Source organism: Paenibacillus taichungensis (assembly GCF_050994985.1).
Classification (GTDB): Bacteria; Bacillota; Bacilli; order Paenibacillales; family Paenibacillaceae; genus Paenibacillus; species Paenibacillus taichungensis.
The window spans coordinates 3,787,555-3,805,750 of sequence record NZ_CP194720.1 but is presented as its reverse complement, the minus strand read 5'-3'; the positions used below and the strand labels follow the sequence as shown (position 1 = coordinate 3,805,750).

General features: G+C 47.7%; 8 protein-coding genes. All 8 read left to right on the top strand.

The genetic code is table 11. The annotated features are described in order from the left end of the window. Positions 1-14: 14 nt before the first annotated feature. The 8 genes from ACR1R9_RS16845 to ACR1R9_RS16810 all read left to right on the top strand — a co-directional run bounded on the left by ACR1R9_RS16845 (position 15) and on the right by ACR1R9_RS16810 (position 18,080). Entirely contained in the window at positions 15-914 is a 900-nt protein-coding gene (locus tag ACR1R9_RS16845) for a carbohydrate ABC transporter permease (protein WP_076289382.1), read from the top strand. Positions 915-1,011: 97 nt separating this feature from the next. Continuing rightward, positions 1,012-2,652, top strand: a complete 1,641-nt coding sequence (locus tag ACR1R9_RS16840) for an extracellular solute-binding protein (protein WP_433923140.1) — start codon at positions 1,012-1,014, stop codon at positions 2,650-2,652. Positions 2,653-2,756: 104 nt separating this feature from the next. Further along, entirely contained in the window at positions 2,757-4,484 is a 1,728-nt protein-coding gene (locus tag ACR1R9_RS16835; protein WP_433923141.1) for a right-handed parallel beta-helix repeat-containing protein, read from the top strand. A gap of 22 nt (positions 4,485-4,506) precedes the next feature. Next, positions 4,507-6,882: a glycoside hydrolase family 95 protein gene (locus ACR1R9_RS16830; protein WP_076289384.1), complete on the top strand. Its 2,376-nt coding sequence runs from the start codon at positions 4,507-4,509 to the stop codon at positions 6,880-6,882. A 128-nt stretch (positions 6,883-7,010) separates the two neighbouring features. Then, on the top strand, positions 7,011-9,068 hold the full coding sequence (locus tag ACR1R9_RS16825; protein ID WP_076289385.1) for an alpha-galactosidase: 2,058 nt from the start codon (positions 7,011-7,013) through the stop codon (positions 9,066-9,068). A gap of 152 nt (positions 9,069-9,220) precedes the next feature. Next, positions 9,221-11,551, top strand: coding sequence for a glycoside hydrolase family 95 protein (locus tag ACR1R9_RS16820; RefSeq protein ID WP_076289386.1), 2,331 nt, complete (start codon positions 9,221-9,223; stop codon positions 11,549-11,551). A gap of 100 nt (positions 11,552-11,651) precedes the next feature. After that, entirely contained in the window at positions 11,652-13,184 is a 1,533-nt protein-coding gene (locus ACR1R9_RS16815; RefSeq protein WP_433923142.1) for a response regulator transcription factor, read from the top strand. Between the two features lie 312 nt (positions 13,185-13,496). Further along, positions 13,497-18,080: an S-layer homology domain-containing protein gene (locus tag ACR1R9_RS16810; protein WP_433956378.1), complete on the top strand. Its 4,584-nt coding sequence runs from the start codon at positions 13,497-13,499 to the stop codon at positions 18,078-18,080. Positions 18,081-18,196 lie beyond the last annotated feature (116 nt).

The window sequence follows — 18,196 nt, the reverse complement described above, 5'->3', positions numbered from 1 at the left end:
AAAGGAGTTCACCTATGGCTGCAAACGTTCAAACCAAGATTAAAGAGTCCGCCGTCGACAAAACGTTTCTGATTACAATCTACATTTTGCTCAGTCTCGTGGCGCTGGTGGTTATTTACCCCCTGATATTTATCGTCAGCAGTTCAATTAGCAGTCCGGCAGCAGTAACTTCCGGCCGGGTATGGCTATGGCCTGTAGATATTTCCTTCAATGGTTACAAGGCATTATTTAATACACCTGAGATTCTCATCGGCTACGGTAACTCCATTTTCTATACGGCCGCTGGTACGCTGATCAGTGTAGCGTTGACCATCATGATCGCCTATCCGTTGTCACGCAAAACTTTTTTCGGCAGAAACACCCTGATGATGATCATCACCTTCACCATGATTTTCAGTGGAGGGCTGATTCCGACTTATATGGTGGTGAAGCAGCTTCATCTGATTGATACCCGCTGGGCGTTACTGATCCCGAATGCAATCTGGGTATGGCAGGTTATTATTGCTCGTTCGTTCTTTCAATCTTCTATTCCGGGGGAGCTTCTGGAAGCCAGTGAAATTGACGGCTGTAGTGATATGCGGTTCATCTGGAGTGTTGTACTCCCATTATCGAAGCCGATTATCGCCGTGCTGGTTCTCATGTATGCTGTGGGGCAGTGGAATGCGTACTTTGATGCCCTGATCTATCTCAAATCGGCAGACTTGTTCCCGCTGCAACTCATCTTGCGAAGTATCATCATTCAAAACAACGGTTCGGGTGCCATGGACGTGGCGAAAATGGTGGAAAGACAGCAGCTTACCGAACTGTTAAAATATTCGTTAATTGTGGTCGCCACTTTGCCTGTACTTGTCATCTATCCATTTGTACAGCGTCATTTTGTACAGGGGATGCTGGTAGGTTCCGTTAAGGGTTGATCCTTAGATTCGGTGTATGGAGAAAGAAGATATAGACAGTTCATACGCAAGGTACCATCGTCTCAACTGGTAAACTACAAAAAGGGAGTGATCAGATTTGAAGAAAAGTATGGTAACGTTATTGATGCTGGTAGTGGCATTCACAGTTGTCATGAGCGGGTGTTCCAATGGCAGCTCGACCTCACAACAGGGGAGCTCGGAAGAGGGCGGCAAGGTGAATATCAGCGTGTTCGCGGTTCAGGATTCCAGCATTGATATTCCGACCAATAAATTTACAGCATTTGTGGAAGACAAATTCAATATCAAATTCAATTGGGAGATCAATCCATCGGATGGAGCCAAGGAAAAGCGCCAAATCTCACTTGCAAGCGGCGACTATCCCGATGCCTATCTGCTGACCCACTATATAGACCAATTCTCTCAAGCAGATCTGCTGAAGTATGGCAAGCAGGGTGTGCTCGTTCCTTTGAACGATCTCATTGATCAATACGCTCCCAACATCAAAGCGGCCATGGAGAAGAACCCTAATTTGAAAACGCTTAATACAGCGCCTGACGGTAATATCTATGGACTTGTTGCGTATACAGAATGTTTCCACTGCTCCTATCCGAGCAAGATGTGGATTAATACCGAGTGGCTGAAAAAGCTGAATCTGGAAATGCCAAAGACGACCGAAGAATTCAAAAACGTGCTGCAAGCTTTCAAAACGCAGGACCCGAACGGAAACGGCAAAGCAGATGAGGTACCGCTGAGTGGTTCCATAGAGGAGTTTGGCGTACGAATTATTCCTTTCCTGATGAATGCATTTGTCTATGACGATGACCGGAACTATCTGCAAATGGAAAATGGAAAAGTTCAATCTGCGGCAATTACACCTGAATGGAAAGAAGGATTGACTTACATCAAGTCCCTCTATGATGCAGGTCTTATTGACCCTGGTGCATTCACACAAAACGCAGAAGCATTCAAGAAAATCGGTGAGAATGCTGACGCTGAAATTCTGGGTGCCGGTGCAGCTATGCATCCCGCGATCTTCGTAAACATTGACGAAGGCAATACTCGTTCGGCGCACTATAACCCGCTGCCACCGATTTCTGGACCACAGGGTGTGTCCTATGCAACGCATGATGCGGGGGGTGTATCTCCAGGAGCAAAATTTGTAATCACAAACAAGGCAAGTGAAGAAGCGCAGATTGCCCTGATCAAAATGGTTGACTACATGTTCACACCAGAAGGCCAAACGAACGGTGCAAGCGGTATGAAGGGGATTGACTGGACTGATCCGGTGGATGGTGATGTGGCACTGGGTAAAGACGTTAAACCTGTAGTGAAACAAATCCCTATGGCTGAAGGTGAGGCACCACGTAATGCGGGCTGGAGCGGCATGGCTCACTTCTATATGCCAAAAGAATACCGTGATACATTCGTACAGGGCACAGATATTTATGCATCCAATGGTTATGAGCGCAGATTATATGATGCATCGCTGTTGTACGAAGGGCATGAGCCCAAAGAGTTGTTCCCGATCTGGTCCGTCTGGATTGATCCAAATGAAATTGATGAAGCCAGCTTGCTGCAAACCAATATTAGAAACTACATTGAGCAAAATGAATTACAATTCATCACAGGCAACAAGGATTTGAATAAGGACTGGGATGCTTATGTGAAAGGTTTACAGAACCTGAAGCTCGATCGTTATCTGGAAATTTTGCAAAAAGCATATGACACAAGCAAGTAATTAACAGGGATATCGGAATCAGGTGCCTATGATGTACCGGCACCTGATTTTCCTTGTATTTAGGCAGAAGGTTACATACCAAGAAGGGTGGGATCAGCATTCCTGTGACTGAACAAGAACATATCACGAATTCCACGACGATAAGACTGACGGATTATGGCGCTGTGCCAGACTCTGAGTTGGACACCCAGCCAGCTATGGCTCGTGCCATTCAGGCGGCGGCTGAAATCCCTGGTCCGGTGGTGCTGGACTGTGCGAGAGGCAGGTATCATTTCTACCCGGAAGAGGCGATTCGGGCTGCTTATTATATCTCCAATACAACGAGTGAAGAAGAGAACCCGGACATAACCAAGACCATTGCCATTTTGCTTAAAGGAATGAATGATGTAACACTGGAGGGCAACGGCTCCCTGTTTATTTTCCACGGCAAACAGACCCTGTTTTTGTTGGATAATTGCACCAATGTAGAGATTCGCAACCTGCGTACAGACTATCACCAGCCGACAGTGACGGAGATGACGATTATCTCCAGCGGAAGGCATTATTTCGATGGGCGGGTTCACCCCGATTCCCGTTATCACATTCGGGACAACAGGCTAACCTGGCTCGGTGAAGGCTGGAGTTTTGCGGAAGGTCCTATGCAAACCTATGATCCATTGCGGAATACAACCTGGCGAATCGACAATTGGTTGGAGTTGGCCCAATCTGTGGAAGAACTTGAGCCCATGACCATCCGTTTGCATTTTGATTTTCAACCTGATGTGGTCCCTGGTCATGTACTACAAAACCGCGATGGCATTCGTGATCAAGTTGGAGCTTTTATGACCGAATGCTCGGATATAACGTGGAGAGACGTGAGTCTGCATTTCCTGCACGGACTCGGTGTTGTTGGACAGTTCAGCACAAATCTGACTTTCTCAAGGATGAACCTGGCTCCCCGCACCGAAACAGAACGTACAGTTGCCGGTTTTGCGGATTTTCTGCACATCTCCAGCTGCAGAGGTAAGGTAGCCGTAAGAGACAGCTATTTTTCCGGTTCGCATGATGATCCTGTCAATGTCCACGGTACCTATTTACGAATTGTAGATCAGCCGGCGGTGGATCGCGTGAAAGTTCGATTCATGCATCCCCAGACGTATGGGCTTCCGGCCTTTTATCCTGGTGATGAGATCGAATTTGTCCGTTCCGGTTCGTTGACGACCTACGCTTCTAACAATGTGGTTGCGGTAGAGCGTTTAAGTGCTCGTGAGCTCTTGCTGACTCTTGCTCATCCAATACCTGATGGTATTGGCAGCCATGATGTCATTGAGAATGTAACCTGGACACCAGAAGTGGAAATTACAAATAATCATTTTGCTCGAGTGCCAACACGAGGAATACTCGTAACGACTCGTCGGAAAGTGCTGATTACCGGGAATACGTTTGAACGCATGTCCATGAACGCTATTTTGATTGCGGTGGATGCCGAGTCCTGGTATGAGTCAGGAAGGGTAGAGGATGTGACGATCTCCGATAACCATTTTATTGAATGTGGCGGCAGTGATCATCCCGTGATATTCATATCCCCGGAGAATGTGGTGGTTGATGAGAGCGCTCCCGTTCACCGACAGGTCGTTATCCAGAATAACCATTTCGAAACTTGTAGTGATGTCCCGATTCTAAGGGCCAAGTCCACTTGTGGGTTGGTTTTCAAATCGAATAAAATATATTCCTCCAGCGAGACAGGAAAGTCATCTTGCGTTGAAGAAGCAGTCTATGCAACCGCCTGCAGCGAGGTTGACATTGCGGATAATACGTTCACTAATGTTCCAGAGGAACAGACTAGAAATTGAGAAATCATGAGGGAGAGTGCACATGAAACTTCAATATGACAAACCTGCACATGTATGGACGGAAGGGCTTCCCATAGGTAATGGCCGTCTTGGCGGCATGATTTTTGGTGGGGTGGAGCAGGAGAAAATCAGCTTGAATGAGGACACACTGTGGTCCGGTTATCCGAAGAACGGCAGTAATCCTGGCGCAAAGGACGCTCTACCAAAGGTTCGCAAGCTGTTACAGGAGGAACGTTATACGGAAGCAGACACGCTGACCAAAGAGATGTTGGGTCCGTACACCCAGTCCTATCTTCCTTTCGGGAATTTACTCCTGCGCTTTGAACACGGGGACATCCACCATTCTTACAAGCGGACGCTGGATGTAGAAAATGCAGTGCACAGCCTTGAATATCAGATTGGCCATGTTATCTATACCCGTGAAATGTTTGCGTCGCATCCTGATCAGGTACTTGTACTGCGGCTGGCTGCAAGTGCGGAAGGTGCGCTGAATGTACATGCGTCACTGGATAGCCCGCTTCGGCATGCGATTAGTGTTAGGGAAGGCCGCTTTGTTCTGGAAGGAATAGCCCCGGAGCATGTCGATCCCAGCTACGTTGCGAGCGATGAGCCGATCCGATACGGTGATCCCGGAAATAACAAGGGCATGGTCTTTGAAGGCCAGCTAGCGGTGAAGACAGAGGACGGACAGGTAACGGTAGATGGCAGTGGAATTCATGTATTGGGTGCGACAACGGCAACCTTTTATTTCAGTGCGGCTACAAGTTTTAATGGTATGGATGCCATTCCGGGAATCGAGGGAAAAGATGCTTCCTTCACTGCAAGTTCATTTCTGAATGAGGCGGTAGCCAAGCCATATGACAGCCTGCTTGACTCACATATTGCGGATTACCGTTTGCTATTCGATCGGGTGAAGCTTCAGCTTGGAAATTCACCTGCTCCGGAGCAGATGTCCACTGAACAGCGGATTACAACCTATGGGGCGGAGGATCCAGGGCTTGTGGAGCTTCTCTTTCATTATGGGCGTTACTTGCTGATCTCAAGCTCCCGTCCTGGAACGCAGGCTGCAAATCTTCAGGGCATATGGAATGCAGTAACTCGTCCTCCCTGGAGCAGCAATTACACGCTCAATATTAATACTGAGATGAACTATTGGCCGGCTGAAATATGCAATCTGGCTGAATGCCATGAGCCCTTGCTGGACTTGATCAGCAATTTGGCGAAGAAGGGCGTTGAGACCGCACAGGTCAACTATGGCACTCGCGGCTGGACCACGCATCATAACACGGATATCTGGGGACAGACGGCACCAGTGGGCAATTATGGTGACGGTGATCCAAGCTGGGCCTTCTGGCCGATGGGAGGTATTTGGCTGACCCAGCATTTATGGGAGCATTATGCCTTCAGCGGAGATGAGACGTATTTGCGAAATTCAGCTTATCCAGTGATGAAGGAAGCTGCGCTGTTCGCACTGGACTGGCTCATTGACGATGGTAGCGGTAACCTTGTGACCTCACCTTCGACTTCGCCGGAGCATAAATTCCGGACAGCGGAAGGCGTAGCAGCGGTCAGTCCGGGTTCAACGATGGATATCTCATTAATCTGGGAGTTGTTCACTAACTGTATTGAAGCCTCCGAAATACTTGGAACAGACCCGGATTTCAGAAAAGAACTGGTGAGCATTCGCGATCGTCTTCTGCCGCTGCAAGTCGGGAAATATGGCCAATTGCAGGAGTGGTCGAAGGACTATGAGGATGAAGACATTTACCACCGGCATACCTCGCATCTGGTAGGCGTTTATCCGGGTCGACAGCTTTCGGACGAAGAGACACCAGAGTTGTTTGTCGCCGCCAGAACCTCCCTTGAGCGGCGGGGAGACGAAAGCACGGGTTGGAGCCTGGGATGGCGTGTTGCGCTTTGGAGTCGTTTCGGGGAAGGAAATCGTTCCCTGCATCTGCTCTCCAACATGCTGCGTCTGGTCAGAGATGGAGCGTCGGAACAATATAACCATGGCGGTGTATATCCGAATCTTCTGGGCGCACATCCTCCGTTTCAGATCGACGGCAACTTCGCGGCCTCTGCCGGGATAGCCGAGATGCTGCTGCAATCTCACCGTCCTTATATGGAACTTCTACCTGCATTGCCGGATGCTTGGCAGCAGGGCAATGTTTCCGGCCTGCGTGCCCGAGGCGGATTTGAGATCAGCATTCGATGGGACAACGGAAAACTTGCAGAAGCGCACATCACTTCACACCTGGGCCGGGACTGTGTGCTTAGAAGTGAAGACCCAATTGTGGTAACGCTTGACGGTAGCGTGGTTAAAACGGAGGACACCGATTCAAATATCATAAGTTTCCCTACATCTGCAGGACGTACCTACAAGATTAAGTTGAGTTAAATCGCGTTATGGATCGGAAGATCGTTGCATGGAAAATGCTCTATTCGGTCTTTATAATGAGGGCAGACTTGGGCAGGAGAGCATAATCAGCTCCGCTCAGGGCACAGCATGCAACAATAAGGAGGCATATGATGCTAACTAGCGATACAGCCGTACAAGTGCAGCAACAGAATGTTAATCTTGTAAGCGTTACAAATGGCCACGTGAGCCTGGAGATCAATCTTGAAAATGGTGAAGTGTCCTTCATCGGCAACCATTCTTCCCATGTGAAGGGCATTCGTAGTGCTTTTCGCTGGCAGGGCCGGGAATACAGCACGGATCATTATCAGAACCATGAGCTGACGGCACAGGAAGATATTGTTCGAGAAGGATTTGGAAAAGGCATCCGCTTGGTCGTTCTGCATAAAGCTTCGTTGCTGCCGCAACTGGAGCAGCATTTCTATATGTATGAATCCTCACCGTATGTACTGGTGCAGACCGCTATAGTCGGTGATGAAGAGCTTAAGGCGAATCGCATGGCTGTCATCCAATCCAAAACCATATCTATCGGTGGAGAATCCGGCCAGGATGAACCAAGCATTCTGCGTGTTCCGTTTGACAACGATAAATGGGTCAGATATACGGTTGTTAAGCCACCGCTTGATGTGGAGAGTTACGAGGCGACAGCCTTGTTTGCGCCCGACAGCCGCCGGGGAATTGTGATGGGTTCCCTTACGCATAAGGTATGGAAAACAGGGATTCGTATGCAAAGCGAAAAAAGCGGACATATCGAGGGACTTGATCTGTATGGCGGTGCCGTGAGTGAACTGACTCGCGATTCCCAGCCTCATGGTTATGTGAAGGGAAAAAGAGTTGAATCCCCATTGGTATTCGTCGGGTTCTATGAAGACTACCGTGACGGTCTTGAAGCCTACGGTCAGGCGAATGCCTGGATTGAGGCTCAATTACCTTGGGAGGGCGGTGTTCCGATCGGATGGAACAGCTGGTCCGCGGCCATGAGTGATCTGGACTATGATCTGTATACAGCGACCAGCGATTTTCTGAAAAATGAAGTACAGCCGCTTGGATTCGAGAATGAGGAAACGTTATACATCAACTTTGATGCTTTCTGGGACAATTTTACGCCGGAAGAGATGAAGAGCGCGCTGGACCGGGTGCGGCAAAATGGACATAGAGCGGGAACGTACTGGACCCCATTTGCCTTCTGGGGAGGGCCAGATCAGTTCGGTCAGGCGGTTGAAGGAACGAACGGCAAATACACCTATGCAGATATCCTGCTGCGTGACAGTGAGGGCGAAATTCTGCCAGATGTAGACGGTGGTCTGGCGATAGACCCGACACATCCTGGCAACCTGCAAAGAATCGATTGGTTCACGGATAAATTCATCGCGGAAGGTTTCGAATATATCAAACTGGATTTCTTGGCACATGGCTCGTTGGAAGGACAGCACCACAATTCGGATATTACAACAGGGATAGCGGCTTATCACTATGGCATGTCTTATTTGCAGCATAAGATCTCACCAGAAGTAATCGGACGGCCATTTTTCATAAACTTGTCCATCGCTCCATTATTTCCATATGCCTTTGCCCACAGCCGCCGTATTTCCTGTGATGTCTTCGGTACACTTGCGGATACGGAATATATGCTGAACTCGCTGACACACGGTTGGTGGATGAGCAATACGCTCTATCGCTACAATGATCCGGATCATTCGGTGTTATACAAGAGCTTTAACCAGGAAGCTACCGGCTGGCATGAAGGACGTAGCCGTCTGACTGCTTCAGTCATTGCCGGGACGGTGCTTCTACTCGGAGATGACTTCCGTAAAGAGGAAGCTGCCGAACGAGCAAGAGAGTGGCTTGGCAACAAGGATATTTTGAACGTTGCTCGTATGGGCAAAACCTTCCGTCCAGTTGAAGGTGATTTTGGGAAACTATCTTCTGATGTGTTTGTCCTTGAATCGCCGGAAGAGAAGAGTTTCTATCTCGCTGTCTTCAATTTTGATGCTGAACAAGCTGCGGTTAAATCCATCTCGCTGGAGCGGGCCGGACTAAACACCAATGCCGTATACCTCTTGCAGGATCTGTGGGAAGGCTCACAAGGGGAAACGTCTGGAGAGCTTACGGTATCACTGGAACCGGCGGAATCCAAAATCTTTAGATTGACCGTGAAGGGAAACTGACCTGGGCGAAAAGACAACCCAGAGCTGTGATCGTTTTTAGGATATAAAAACAAAGTCAAACGCGCGCTTTTGTATCTTACAGATCGCGCGTTTGTCTATTTTGGGAATGAGTCTATTTCAAAAATAATCATTATTGGACTGGAGGACATGATATGAACGATTTTACTTTGTGGTATTCAACCCCTGCAGCGGATTGGTCTCAAGGCCTGCCGCTGGGCAATGGAAGAATAGGGGCAGTTGTTATGGCGTCATCGCATCGTGAGGTATGGAGTATGAGCGAGGTTACCTTCTGGTCGGGTCGGATTGACCCGGAGCATCCTTCCGAAGGAGGCAAGGCTACACTGGAAGAGATGCGCAGCTATTTCTTCTCCGGCGATTATGATGAAGGAGATCGACTTGCCAAACAACATTTGCAGCCAAAGAAGCGTAATTTCGGCACCCATCTTGGATTATGTGATGTTGTTATTGATTTTGGGAAGAAGAATTCGAGTTCTGATGAAATTGGAAGCTTCCAACGTGAGCTGGATCTGACTCATGCGCTGGCCGGAGCGTTCTGGAAGGATGATGACATCACGATTCTTCGTGAAGTTTTCGCTTCTCACGCCGATGATATAGTGGCCTCCCGAATTTGGAGCGATGCCCCGGGTGGAGTATCCTTTACACTTGGCTTGCAGGCAGGCACGGAATCATTCAAGGTTGTAGCCTTAGATGACAACACGCTTGAATTCCAAGGACAGGCAACGGAAAATGTACATAGTGATGGGACTTGCGGCGTATGGGCCAAGGGTTTGGTCAAGTTGGTTATATCCGGAGGGACTGTCGCAAGTAGAGATGATCGATTGACTGTGACCGGAGCGGATGAGGCATGGATTTATTTTAGTGTGAGCACAGATTATCGCCGTACAGATCAGGAGTGGGAAACAGAGAACGAGTCTACGCTTATGAAGGCGTTAGAGAAGGGTTATGCCTTGCTGAGGGAGGATCATATCCGTGATTACGGTGATCAATATGACAAGGTAGATATTCAGTTGGGGCACAAGGGGAAATCCGGTCTGGCTACAGACCAACGCATTCGTTTGTTGGAACAGGGTGAGGGGAATGAAGATCCGCAGTTGTTTGCATTGTTTTTTCAATATGGCCGGTATCTGACTATTGCGGGCTCTCGCGAGAACTCTCCACTGCCACTCCATCTCCAAGGAATTTGGAATGATGGTGAAGCGTGCCGAATGGGCTGGAGCTGTGATTATCACCTTGATATGAATACCCAGATGAATTATTACCCCACAGAAATTACGAATCTTGGAGAGAGCCATCTTCCGTTATTTCGGTATGTTGAGGACCTTGCACAGGCGGGCAGGGAAACGGCTCGTAATGTATATGGATGCGAAGGATGGGTCGCTCATGTCTTCTCTAATGTATGGGGCTTTACGTTGCCTGGGTGGGAGACCTCATGGGGGCTGAACGTTACAGGCGGATTATGGCTGGCTACGCACCTGATTGAGCATTATGAGTATAGTCAGGATCGTGTTTTCCTAGAGAATGTGGCCTATCCTGTACTTAAGGAATCCGCGGCCTTCTATCTGGACTACATGTGTGAGCATCCTCGGAACGGTTGGCTGGTGACGGGTCCTTCTAATTCGCCGGAGAATCATTTTTATCCCGATAATTCGAGAGAGACGGCACAGCAGCTGTCTATGGGAACAACAATGGACCAGATGCTGGTGCGCAGGCTCTTCGAATTTTGTCTTCATTCAGTTGAACTTTTGAATAAAGACGAGGAACTCGGACGCAAGCTGGAAGAAGCAATCAGCAAGCTTCCACCTCTACAGATCGGCAAGAAAGGCCAGTTACAGGAGTGGCTGGAAGATTATGAAGAGGTGCAGCCGGAACATCGGCATTTGTCTCATATGTATGCGCTGTATCCGGACAATCAGATTACACCTGACCATACACCGGAACTCAGTGCGGCAGCACGAGTAACGCTGGAGAACCGCATGGTCCAGGAAGAGCTGGAGGATGTTGAATTTACAGCTGCTTTGTTTGGACTGGGTTTTGCGAGATTGCACGATGGAGAGACGGCATATAAACACCTCTCACATTTGATCGGCGGCCTGTGCTTCGATAATCTGTTCACCTATTCCAAATCCGGAATTGCTGGAGCAGAGAGTAATATTTTCGTCGTTGATGGGAATTTCGGCGGTACAGCTGTCTTAGCAGAGATGCTGCTGCAAAGTTATGCGGGCGAGATTCACCTTCTCCCAGCGCTGCCACAGGCATGGAGCACCGGCTCGATAACCGGGCTGAGAGCAAAAGGAAATGCCGAAATTGACATCGTCTGGGAGAATGGAAAGCCGACCTCTACGAACATCCACACGTTCTCGCCGGGAACGTTCACCATTTGTTGGGGCAACCAAAGAACGATCCTTCATGCCGAAGCAGGCGAAAGTTACTATTTCAATAGTGAGCTGGAGTTGGTAAAATAACGATCTATACTTGAAAATAACTTTCATTTATATGGACCATGGTCCCACGGGGGGAAAAACATATAATAGAGATAGACAGAGACAAAGGGAGGGGACGTTGATGTACAGTATTTTTTTGGTAGACGATGAAGAACTGGGACTTGAGATGATGAGAGATTATATCCGTTGGGAAGAGATGGGTATCTATATCATGGGAACGGCGAGTAACGGCAGGGAGGCCTTGGAGAAGATCGAGGCCACCCAGCCTGATATCGTTCTTACCGATGTTCAGATGCCGATAATGAACGGTATTGATCTGGCGAGAAAGATACATGATAGCTACGACTCGATCCAAGTGATGTTTCTGACCGGGCACGATGAATTTCAATATGTAAAATCGGCTATCAACGTAGGGGCCGTGGGATATATGCTAAAACCTTTGGATTTAAATGAAATTGAAAGCGTTATCAGTAAAGTTAAACAGCGTTGTGAAGAAGTTGCAATGAAGAACCGTTCCATGGAGGCGGCCAAAGCCAATATCCTGAAGGAGTTATCTTACGAAAAAAATGAGGATCGTGCTCTTGATCTCGCTTTTAGTTTCAGCCGTCTAAACCGACAATCGGAGACCACCCGATATGCAATGGCCTTGTTCAGTATCGATCCCAAGGAGGCTGAAGAGGAACAGCAAAGTCTGGAGGAATGTACAGCTCGGCTGGTGTCTTTTCTCGATCATTTCTTCAAAGCGAAGAACCTGAAAGCGATCTTTGTGGATTACAAGGAAGGAGAGACCGGTGTATTTATGGAAGCGGCCCAGCAGCCGGGACATTATGCGTGGGAAGACTTGGCGGAGGCTATTCGTAGTGCTCTGGATTTTACGGTAACGGCAGCTGTAGGCGGACAAGAGACCGAGTTAGCCTATATTCACTGTCTGTACGAACAGACGCGAACCATCTTGAACGAGCGTTTCTATGAAGGTACAGGCACGATAATTCATGCTGAGACGCTTTCGAACCAATTTTATACGGAGCATATGCCCCCTTTTGAACAAAAGGAATGGTTTGAGGCTATTAACCGACTGGATTTTGAATGGGCCGCACAGAAGCTGCACGGGTATATTGAGGGATTGGCAACATTGCGAGTCAAGAAGAAAATCATCTGCGACTGGTCGATAGATCTCGTTAATGAGCTGCTGGAGCAGCTTCACAAACCTGTTCCGAAGCGGGCTGAGCTATATCACTCCATCTATAATGCACTGACTCTGCATGAGATCGAAGATCTGATTCTCGGTACTGCGGAAGATGCCGTGAGTATGCTAGGTGAGCGGTTTATGGACAAAAATGCAAAATTGATTCACAAGGTCCGTACCCTCATCGATCAGAATTACAATCAGCCAATTACCATCAACAGCCTGTCTGATCAGGTCTATTTGTCACCGAACTATTTGAGATCCATTTTTAAAGAAAAAACAGGAGTGACCATTCATGATTATCTGACACGCATCAGACTGGATAAAGCCAGGGAACTGCTGGCAGATGGCTCGCTCAAGATTCACGATATCGCGCAGAACGTGGGCTATGAAAGTACATCCTATTTTATTTCTCTTTTCTTGAAGACACAGGGCGTAACACCCAACGAATACAGGAAAAGTATATGACGATACAGGCTGTTTGGTAATGATGATGTTGATCCTCCTGTTTTCCTTGAACATGATTTGGATAGGCTCCCTCTTACTAACCCATGATATGGCAAATGAAAGAGGCTTTCCTGTATGAATAGTAACATTGTGGTATGGAACATCCCCCTCCTCCTTTTTACAATTAGGCATATAGGAAAGGAAGGAGGAGAGAGGGGATTTAACAGATTTTTATGAAAGCGATTACAGATAAAGGCTGTGAACCACCGCAGGATAGGCATATGGAGACCTAACTCAATCATAAGAAAATGGAGGCATGTTATGTTGGGACGGATGATGAAAAAAGGATTTGTGTTCTTTATCATTTTTTGCTTGGTAGTTGGCGGGGGCCAGTTCGTCCGAACAGCTCACGCCGATGATATGAATACCTATGAAGCCGAGGCCGAGGGGAATATTTTGCTTGGTAACGCGAAAATCTCCGATAGCCCGACGGCTTCAGGCGGCAAAAAGGTCGGAGGCATGTACCAAGGCAGTTCCTTGCAATTTAACAATGTTACTGTAAGTGAGGCAGGAAATTATAAGATTTCCGTTTACTACATTTCAGGTGATTCGCGGCCGTTTAATATTAGTGTGAATGGCGGGGAAAAGCAATTTGAAGAACCACCCAAGACAGTCGACTGGGATACGGTGGGAACGTATGATGTGACTCTTCCGTTGAACGCGGGTACCAACACAATCCTGATTGATGACAACAACTGGTATTCTCCCGACATCGACAAGATTGTGATCCGCGGTTTGGACAGTGACATGCCGGGAGAAGGTGGCGGAGACGACTGGAAGAAAAATCTGCATGGTGCAATCATTGAGGCAGAAGCAGCCGACAATATTTTGAAAGGCAATGCCAAGGTGGTGGACAGCAGTATCAGTTCAGGCGGAAAAAAAGTAACGGATATGAACAAAAAAAGTTCACTGCAATTTACGAATGTAAACGTACCGGCAGATGGTACATATTTGATCCGGATATCTTATATTTCTGGTGATCAGCGACCTGTCTATATGCAGGTGAACAATGGCACGGATGAGATGATTGATCTGCCCAAAACGGCAAGCTGGAATACGGTAGGCACGTATGATGCGGAAGCTTCCCTCCATAAGGGAGTTAATACCATCACGTTCTCGGATCATGATTGGTACTCCCCCGATTTTGACCGAATTGAAGTGATCCCGTATACGCTTAGCTATGAAGCCGAAGATTCGGGCAATACACTGACTGGTGAAGCACGCGTAACAGAGAGCCCGAATGCTTCCGGCGGCAAAAAGGTCGGCTATCTGAATGGCGGGAGCTCCTTGACTTTCAATAAAATTATAGCCCCCATGACAGGTGATTACCGCGTTAAGGTAGATTATTTTTCCGGTGATCCGCGGAGTTTCTATGTCCATGCGAATGATGGGGAAGAGCAGTTCCACGACCTGCCCAAAACCCCGGACTGGGATACGGTAGGTACGTATGATCTTACACTCCCATTAACTGAAGGCGAGAATACGATTACCTTTTCAGACAACAATGGCTATTCTCCCGATCTGGACCGGATTATCGTAGAGCCTGCGATAGAGACAGAACCTGAAAATCCAGGTGAAGGAGATGACGATCTGGGAACACCGGGTGACTCTCAACGATACGGGGATATCACGGTGACTGATTACACGTATGGCCTTCTGGTATCGAACGGACAATATGAAGTGTCTTATAATACCCAGACTGGATTCGTCGGCTATAGCTGGGCAGAAGGGCAGAAGATGCGGGGGATTTTCAGCAGCATTAAACTTGGTGAGAGTCTTGTGGAAACCAAAGGTTATGAGAGTCATGCGAGCGGTGGAACACCTGTGGAGATTCAGGATGGATTCGGCAAAGGCATTGAGTTGAACTTTGTTCATACGTCAACTGGCAAACCAACCCTGAAGCAGGTCTATCGGTTTTATGAAGATAAATCGTATTTCCTCAACCGTCTGGATGCCTTCAGTGATACAGAGATCCAAAGTAATTACATGTCACCAATTACTGTGAAAAATACGAGTGGTGTGGATATCGGCGTCAGCTCGGATAATCGCGTGCTTACAGTACCTTTTGACAATGACGCCTGGATTCGCTATAAATCTCAAACGATGAACCGGGCGGATACCAGTTACGAAATGACAACGGTATTCAATAACTCAACACGTAACGGTCTCGTGATCGGTTCAGTAACCCATGATACCTGGAAGACCGGTATTGACTGGAAAGGCTCAGCTAATCGTCTGAATGAATTTGCTGTGTATGGTGGTGCAGCGAGTGACGTTACTCGTGATACCCAGCCACATGGCAGCCTGACTGGTACTGAACTGTCTTCACCACTGATTATGGTAGGTGGTTTCAGTGACTACCGTACAGGACTTGAAGAATACGGTAAAGCAAATGCGATTATTACACCTCCGCTGGCGTTGAATCCGGAGCTGCCACAAGGTGTTCCAGTAGGTTGGAATAGCTGGGGAGCTTATGATAGCGGGCTTTCGTATCAGAACGTAGTGGATGTGTCCAATTATTTCAAGAACAATCTTAAGAAGTTCAACAATAACGGCAATGTATTCATTAATATGGATTCCTACTGGGATAATCTAAGTGATGCAGAGCTTGCCCAAGCCGTATCTGTAATTAAGGACAATGGTCAGCATGCAGGCATCTATTGGGGACCATTTGTGTATTGGGGCAACGATATGAGCCAAAAAGTAGATGGTACCAACGGGCAATATACGTATGGTGATATTGTGCTTAAGGATGCTGAAGGGAAACCTCTGCCTACACTGGATGGAGCATATGCACTGGATGTGACACATCCGGGGAGTCAAATGCGTATGGATTATTTTCTGGATAAGTTTAAATCACTTGGATTCACATTCATTAAACTGGATTTCCTGACCCATGGCTCACTGGAAGGCCAACACTATGACACTACCGTGACGACAGGAATCCAGGCATACAATGAAGGGATGCGTTATGTTGAAGAGCGATTGGATGGAAAAATGTTTATTAGTGCGTCCATTGCACCGATTTTTCCAAGTCAGTATGCGCATAGCAGACGGATCTCTTGTGACACCTATGGCAAAATCAATGAGACGGAGTACATGCTCAATTCATTGACATATGGCTTCTGGCAAAATGGAACGATCTATTCTTATACAGACCCAGATCATTTGGCATTAAGCAGTGCTTCAAGCCTGGAGGAAGCCCGCAGCCGGGTTAATTCCGGTGTGATTGCCGGCACGGTGATGATGGATTCTGATGATGTGAACGATCCCAAGGCACAGGAATACATGACAGCATTGTACAATAATACGGATGTTCTTCAGGTAGCGCTGAAAGGAAAAGCATTCAAGCCGCTTGAAGGGAATACGAATGCAAATGCGGCAGATACGTTTGTTCTGAAAGACGGCAATGATTATTACCTCGCTGTATTTAATTACAGCGGCAATAGTTCAGCGAACAAAACAATTAACTTGGGTCGTGCCGGATTGAATGAATCCAAATCCTACACGTTACAAGATTTGTGGACAGGTGAATCTTCGTCAGCCACCGGTTCATGGTCCATCTCGCTTGGACCGGCTGAATCGAAGTTGGTTAAATTGACCGAAAAACCAGTCAATCCGGAAAATCCAGGAAACCCAGGAAACCCAGGAAACCCAGGAAACCCAGGAAACCCAGGTAACCCTGGCGACAATGGCAATACCAATAATACTAGCGGGAACTCCGGCAACAGCTCGGCTCAGGAGAACGATACAGCAAAACTGGTCATCACGGCCGATATGCTGAAAGTGGACAATGGGGCAGGGAAAGCCGTTGTAGACATCAAGGCTGGTACTCCAGAGCTACAATTGTCATCTGCTGTTTTACGTCAGCTCGGCGACCATGTACTGGAAGTTAAATCAGGTAAGTTAACCCTGCAAGTACCTGCGAGTTTGTTCCAGCAGCTGTTGAGCAAGCTACCAGCGGGGCAACAGGAAGATAGTACGATTTCTTTGAAAATGGTTCCGCTTGGCAGCAAGGCCAAGGAGGTCGTTGCTGCAGCGGAATCATCTTCCCGGGCAACGGTTTCCCTTAAGGGTGAAATCTATGAATTCAGCCTTTTGGTAACAACTAAATCTGGTGCAACCGAAACACTCTCTGCGTTTGATCATCCGGTTACGCTGAGTCTGGCAGCGGCTGAAGGCTTCGATCCTTCACAGGGAGGAATATATTATATTAACGAAAATGGGGAATTGGAATTTCTCAAATCGGATTACGTGAATGGCATATTAACGACTAAAGTGAGCCACTTCAGCAAGTATGCCGTTCTGGAACTGAATCGGACGTTTGCCGATGTTCCGGCCAATCATTGGGCCAGCTCTGTAATCAAGGAGTTAGCAGCAAAGGGGTATGTTGAAGGCACAAACGAAGATCAATTTGAGCCAGGACGTGCAGTCACTCGCGCTGAATTCACCGCCATGCTCGTTCATTCTCTGGGACTGACCGTAGCGGGAAAAGTACAATTTACAGATGTAGCGACAGATGCCTGGTACGCGGAACCCATCTCGATTGCGAACCAAGCAGGTATTGTCAACGGCCGAAGCGCAGCCAGTTTCCAGCCAGACGCACAGATTACCCGGGAAGAAATTACGGTGATGCTGATGAAGGCATATAAACTGAATGATGGGAAAGTGCCTGTTGGTTCTTCAGATATCTTATTTACCGATATGGCTCAGGTTTCTTCATGGGCAACTGCTTCGGTAAAGGATGCAGCCCAACTAGGACTGGTTCAAGGCCAAAGACAGGGGCAGTTTGTGCCTAAAGGGATTGCTTCCCGTGCAGAGGCGGCTCAGGTCATCTATAACCTGATTTTGAAGTAAGTTTATAAGGCTGCGAATTGCATCGCAGCCTTATTTTCATAACTTAGAATGACAGATGATTTCCCCTATGGATTGTAAGAATGCGATATGGCTAATTTAACTCCTGCTTCCTACAA